The organism is Kosakonia oryziphila (assembly GCF_900094795.1).
Taxonomy (GTDB): Bacteria; Pseudomonadota; Gammaproteobacteria; order Enterobacterales; family Enterobacteriaceae; genus Kosakonia; species Kosakonia oryziphila.
The window spans coordinates 1-5,920 of record NZ_FMBC01000089.1 but is presented as its reverse complement, the minus strand read 5'-3'; the positions used below and the strand labels follow the sequence as shown (position 1 = coordinate 5,920).

General features: G+C 50.9%; 8 protein-coding genes and 1 pseudogene. All 9 read left to right on the top strand.

All coding sequences use genetic code 11. From position 1 onward, the window contains the following. A pseudogene (locus tag GA0061070_RS25375) lies at positions 1–265 on the top strand (IS4 family transposase); the annotation flags it as partial. A gap of 147 nt (positions 266–412) precedes the next feature. After that, on the top strand, positions 413–1,135 hold the full coding sequence (locus GA0061070_RS23745) for a helix-turn-helix transcriptional regulator (RefSeq protein WP_007369798.1): 723 nt from the start codon (positions 413–415) through the stop codon (positions 1,133–1,135). Next, positions 1,135–1,521, top strand: a complete 387-nt coding sequence (gene tusD / locus GA0061070_RS23740; RefSeq protein ID WP_090138949.1) for a sulfurtransferase complex subunit TusD — start codon at positions 1,135–1,137, stop codon at positions 1,519–1,521. The genes GA0061070_RS23745 and tusD overlap by 1 nt, the downstream gene beginning before the upstream one ends. Further along, positions 1,521–1,880, top strand: a complete 360-nt coding sequence (tusC, locus tag GA0061070_RS23735; RefSeq protein ID WP_090138945.1) for a sulfurtransferase complex subunit TusC — start codon at positions 1,521–1,523, stop codon at positions 1,878–1,880. Before tusD ends, tusC begins: the two co-directional genes overlap by 1 nt. A gap of 7 nt (positions 1,881–1,887) precedes the next feature. Next, complete coding sequence (tusB, locus tag GA0061070_RS23730; RefSeq protein WP_090138943.1) at positions 1,888–2,175, top strand: sulfurtransferase complex subunit TusB; 288 nt, start codon at positions 1,888–1,890, stop codon at positions 2,173–2,175. A gap of 124 nt (positions 2,176–2,299) precedes the next feature. Further along, positions 2,300–2,674, top strand: coding sequence for a 30S ribosomal protein S12 (gene rpsL, locus GA0061070_RS23725; protein ID WP_000246815.1), 375 nt, complete (start codon positions 2,300–2,302; stop codon positions 2,672–2,674). 97 nt (positions 2,675–2,771) lie between these two features. After that, positions 2,772–3,242, top strand: coding sequence for a 30S ribosomal protein S7 (gene rpsG / locus GA0061070_RS23720; RefSeq protein ID WP_007369802.1), 471 nt, complete (start codon positions 2,772–2,774; stop codon positions 3,240–3,242). 98 nt (positions 3,243–3,340) lie between these two features. Beyond that, positions 3,341–5,455, top strand: a complete 2,115-nt coding sequence (gene fusA, locus GA0061070_RS23715; protein WP_090138941.1) for an elongation factor G — start codon at positions 3,341–3,343, stop codon at positions 5,453–5,455. Between the two features lie 70 nt (positions 5,456–5,525). Beyond that, positions 5,526–5,920 (top strand): GTP-binding protein (locus GA0061070_RS23710; protein ID WP_040190362.1); only part of this gene is annotated, 395 nt, incomplete at its 3' end.

The window sequence follows — 5,920 nt, the reverse complement described above, 5'->3', positions numbered from 1 at the left end:
GCTGCGTTTTATGATGACGCAGATGGCCTGCAGCCTGAAAGGAGTGGAGCCTTATCAGATAGGTTTTAAGCAGGCGAGTCTTTATCTGACGGCCCAACTGAGTATCCTGCCGGCAGTAGCGCCGGGTAAAATACCAAAGCTAATCAAAGAAATACTGGATATGGCAGAGAGCTTTGTCCTGCCACCACGTAGGGTAAGACATTACCCAAGAGCGGTAAAAAAGAAGCCGCAACGTTACGCGTTACGGCTACCTTCAAAAGCTTAACTGACAAGCATTACGCCTTCGGGCGGCGTTTTTTTTTGTAGTAAGGATATAATCTTAACGTACGATGTATTAGTTTATATCCCTTATAAATACTGAGCCTGCCCTGAAAAGTTAACGACAGGTTCCTGAAAAGGAGTGTTTTTTTTCATGTCCAGGTCGCTATTAACCAACGAAACCAGTGAGCTTGATTTACTGGATCAACGTCCTTTCGATCAGACCGACTTCGATATCCTTAAATCCTACGAGGCGGTGGTGGACGGGTTAGCGATGCTCATTGGTTCACACTGCGAAATCGTTCTGCACTCCCTGCAAGACCTAAAATGTTCCGCTATCCGCATTGCGAACGGCGAACATACAGGACGTAAAATTGGCTCGCCGATTACCGACCTTGCCCTGCGCATGCTGCACGATATGACCGGTGCCGACAGTAGCGTCTCCAAATGCTACTTCACGCGCGCGAAAAGCGGCGTGCTGATGAAGTCAGTGACTATCGCTATCCGTAACCGCGATCACCGGGTGATTGGCCTGCTATGCATCAACATGAACCTTGATGTGCCGTTCTCGCAAATCATGAACACCTTTATTCCGCCGGAAACCCCGGATGTTGGCTCGGCCGTAAACTTTGCATCCTCGGTAGAAGATCTGGTGATGCAAACGCTGGAGTTCACCATCGAAGAGGTTAATGCCGATCGCAACGTTTCCAATAATGCCAAGAATCGCCAGATTGTGCTGAACCTTTATGAGAAAGGCATTTTCGATATTAAAGACGCGATTAATCAGGTAGCTGATCGCCTGAATATCTCGAAACATACCGTTTACCTTTACATCCGCCAGTTCAAAAGCGGTGATTTTTCCGGACAGGATCGTTAATGCGTTTTGCTCTGATGGTCACCGGCCCGGCGTACGGTACGCAGCAAGCCAGTAGCGCTTATCAATTTGCGCTGGCATTGCTGGAAGCCGGACATACGCTGAGCAGCGTTTTCTTCTATCGTGAAGGCGTGAATAACGCGAATGCCCTCACGGCACCTGCCAGCGATGAGTTTGATCTTGTGCGCGCCTGGCAGCGCTTGCACGATGAACAGCAGGTTGAACTACATATCTGTGTCGCTGCCGCACTGCGCCGTGGCGTGGTTGATGACAATGAAGCCCGGCGTTTAGCGCTACCCGCAACCAATCTGCAGGCGGGTTTTTCACTCACTGGACTGGGGGCGCTGGCCGAAGCTGCTATTTCCTGCGATCGGGTGGTGCAGTTTTGATGAAGCGTATTGCATTTGTCTTTACTTCCGCGCCGCACGGTTCAGCCTCCGGGCGTGAAGGTCTGGATGCCTTACTTGCTGCCTCGGCATTTACCGACGAGATTGGCGTGTTTTTTATCGGCGATGGCGTGTTTCAGCTGCTAGCCGGGCAGCAGCCGGATGCAATTCTGGCGCGCGATTACATCGCCACCTTTAAGGTTCTTCCTTTGTACGACATAGACCAGTGTTGGCTATGCGCGGCCTCGTTACGCGAACGCGGTCTCGGCGAGGAGACGAATTTCGTCTTGCCTGCACAACAGCTGGAGCCGAAAGCGCTGCGTGAGCAGCTCGATGAGTACACTGTCGTACTGACGTTTTGAGGCCCCTATGCTGCATACTCTGTCCCACTCTCCCTGGCAATGCGATATGACAGCGCTGTTGCGCATACTGAGCCCTGGCGATGATGTACTGCTGTTATCTGATGGCGTCACGGCGGCACTGGAAGGCAGTCGTTATATTGCTTTATTGCTAAATGCCTCCATAACCATTCATGCGTTAAATGATGATGTGCAAGCACGCGGATTGAACGGTCAAATTTCGAGCAGTGTTGTCAGGGTTGGCTATACTGATTTCGTTAGCCTGACGGTAAAACATGCCGTTCAGATGCATTGGTAATGTGGGATCGCTGTATATTTCTTGACACCTTTTCAGCGCAGCCATAAAATTCTGCGTCCTCATACTATATGAGGTCGTTTTATTACGTGTTTACGAAGCAAAAGCTAAAACCAGGAGCTATTTAATGGCAACAGTTAACCAGCTGGTACGCAAACCACGCGCACGCAAAGTTGCAAAAAGCAACGTGCCTGCGCTGGAAGCCTGCCCGCAAAAACGTGGCGTATGTACTCGCGTATATACTACCACCCCGAAAAAACCGAACTCCGCACTGCGTAAAGTATGCCGTGTTCGTTTAACTAACGGTTTCGAAGTGACTTCCTACATTGGTGGTGAAGGTCACAACCTGCAGGAGCACTCCGTGATCCTGATCCGTGGCGGTCGTGTTAAAGACCTCCCGGGTGTTCGTTACCACACTGTTCGTGGCGCGCTCGACTGCTCTGGTGTTAAAGACCGTAAGCAGGCTCGCTCCAAGTACGGCGTGAAGCGTCCTAAGGCTTAATGGTTCTCCGTTAAGTAAGGCCAAACTGTTTTAACTTTAATGTCAAACTAAACTCTTAGAGTTTTGGACAATCCTGAATTAACAACGGAGTATTTCCATGCCACGTCGTCGTGTTATTGGTCAGCGTAAAATTCTGCCGGATCCTAAGTTCGGATCAGAACTGCTGGCTAAATTTGTAAATATCCTGATGGTAGACGGTAAAAAATCTACTGCAGAAGCAATTGTATACAGCGCGCTGGAGACCCTGGCTCAGCGTTCTGGTAAAAATGAACTGGAAGCTTTCGAAGTAGCTCTCGAAAACGTGCGCCCGACTGTCGAAGTTAAGTCTCGCCGCGTTGGTGGTTCTACTTATCAGGTTCCGGTTGAAGTTCGTCCGGTTCGTCGTAATGCTCTGGCAATGCGTTGGATCGTTGAAGCTGCTCGTAAACGCGGTGATAAATCCATGGCTCTGCGCCTGGCGAACGAACTTTCTGATGCTGCGGACAACAAAGGTACTGCAGTTAAGAAACGTGAAGACGTTCACCGTATGGCCGAAGCCAACAAGGCGTTCGCACACTACCGTTGGTAATCCCTTCGGAGTTTTAGTCACCAGGCGGGCGCTTCCAGTAAGTCGCCCGCCGTTTGGCAACTTAAATCTGAGCGCCTAAGAGACAAACGAGGAATCAAATGGCTCGTACAACACCCATCGCACGTTACCGTAACATCGGTATCAGTGCGCACATCGACGCCGGTAAAACCACGACTACCGAACGTATTCTGTTCTACACCGGTGTAAACCACAAAATCGGTGAAGTTCATGACGGCGCCGCAACCATGGACTGGATGGAGCAGGAGCAGGAGCGTGGTATTACCATTACCTCCGCAGCAACTACTGCGTTCTGGTCTGGTATGGCGAAGCAGTATGAACCGCATCGCGTAAACATCATCGACACCCCGGGGCACGTTGACTTCACTATCGAAGTAGAACGTTCCATGCGTGTTCTTGACGGTGCGGTAATGGTTTACTGCGCAGTTGGTGGTGTTCAGCCGCAGTCTGAAACCGTATGGCGTCAGGCTAACAAATATAAAGTTCCGCGCATCGCGTTCGTTAACAAAATGGACCGTATGGGCGCTAACTTCCTGAAAGTTGTTGGTCAGATCAAAACCCGTCTGGGCGCGAACCCGGTTCCGCTGCAGCTGGCAATTGGTGCTGAAGAAAGTTTCACTGGCGTTGTTGACCTGGTGAAAATGAAAGCCATCAACTGGAACGATGCAGACCAGGGCGTAACCTTCGAATACGAAGATATCCCGGCTGACATGCAGGATCTGGCTGATGAATGGCATCAGAATCTGATCGAATCCGCTGCTGAAGCTTCTGAAGAGCTGATGGAGAAATACCTGGGTGGTGAAGAACTGACTGAAGCGGAAATCAAATCTGCTCTGCGTCAGCGTGTTCTGAACAACGAAATCATCCTGGTAACCTGTGGTTCTGCGTTCAAGAACAAAGGTGTTCAGGCGATGCTGGATGCGGTAGTTGACTACCTGCCGTCCCCGACTGACGTACCTGCGATCAACGGTATCCTGGACGATGGTAAAGATACCCCGGCTGAGCGTCATGCAAGTGATGAAGAGCCGTTCTCTGCACTGGCGTTCAAAATCGCTACCGACCCGTTTGTTGGTAACCTGACCTTCTTCCGTGTGTACTCCGGTGTGGTTAACTCTGGCGATACCATCCTGAACTCCGTGAAAGCTGCACGTGAGCGTTTCGGTCGTATCGTTCAGATGCACGCTAACAAACGTGAAGAGATCAAAGAAGTTCGCGCGGGCGATATCGCTGCTGCTATCGGTCTGAAAGACGTGACTACTGGCGACACCTTGTGTGACCCGGATCACCCGATCATTCTGGAGCGTATGGAATTCCCTGAACCGGTAATCTCCATCGCGGTAGAACCGAAAACCAAAGCTGACCAGGAAAAAATGGGTCTGGCTCTGGGCCGTCTGGCAAAAGAAGACCCGTCATTCCGCGTATGGACTGACGAAGAATCTAACCAGACCATTATCGCTGGTATGGGTGAACTGCACCTCGACATCATCGTTGACCGTATGAAACGTGAGTTCAACGTTGAAGCGAACGTCGGTAAACCTCAGGTTGCTTACCGCGAAGCGATTCGTGCGAAAGTTACCGATATCGAAGGTAAACACGCTAAACAGTCTGGTGGTCGCGGTCAGTACGGTCATGTTGTTATCGACATGTATCCGCTGGAGCCGGGCTCTAACCCGAAAGGCTACGAGTTCATCAACGACATCAAGGGTGGTGTAATTCCTGGCGAATACATCCCTGCCGTTGATAAAGGTATCCAGGAACAGCTGAAATCTGGTCCGCTGGCGGGTTACCCGGTAGTTGATCTTGGCGTGCGTCTGCACTTCGGTTCTTACCATGACGTTGACTCCTCTGAACTGGCGTTTAAACTGGCTGCGTCTATTGCCTTTAAAGATGGCTTTAAGAAAGCGAAACCAGTTCTGCTTGAGCCGATCATGAAGGTTGAAGTAGAGACTCCGGAAGAGAACACCGGTGACGTAATCGGTGACCTTAGTCGTCGTCGCGGCATGCTGCGCGGTCAGGAATCTGAAGTTACTGGCGTTAAGATCCATGCTGAAGTTCCGCTGTCTGAAATGTTCGGATATGCAACTCAGCTGCGTTCTCTGACCAAAGGTCGTGCGTCATATACTATGGAATTCCTGAAGTATGATGATGCGCCGAACAACGTTGCTCAGGCCGTTATCGAAGCCCGTGGTAAATAAGCCGCAGGGTTAAAACCAAAGTCCCGTGCTCTCTCCAAAGAGGGGGAGCACTATAGTAAGGAATAAAGCCGTGTCTAAAGAAAAATTTGAACGTACAAAACCGCACGTCAACGTCGGTACTATCGGCCACGTTGACCATGGTAAAACTACTCTGACTGCTGCAATCACTACCGTTCTGGCAAAAACCTACGGTGGTTCTGCTCGCGCATTCGACCAGATCGATAACGCACCGGAAGAAAAAGCTCGTGGTATCACCATCAACACTTCTCACGTTGAATATGACACCCCGACTCGCCACTACGCGCACGTAGACTGCCCGGGGCACGCCGACTATGTTAAAAACATGATCACCGGTGCTGCGCAGATGGACGGCGCGATCCTGGTTGTTGCTGCGACTGACGGCCCGATGCCGCAGACCCGTGAGCACATCCTGCTGGGTCGTCAGGTAGGCGTTCCGTACATCAT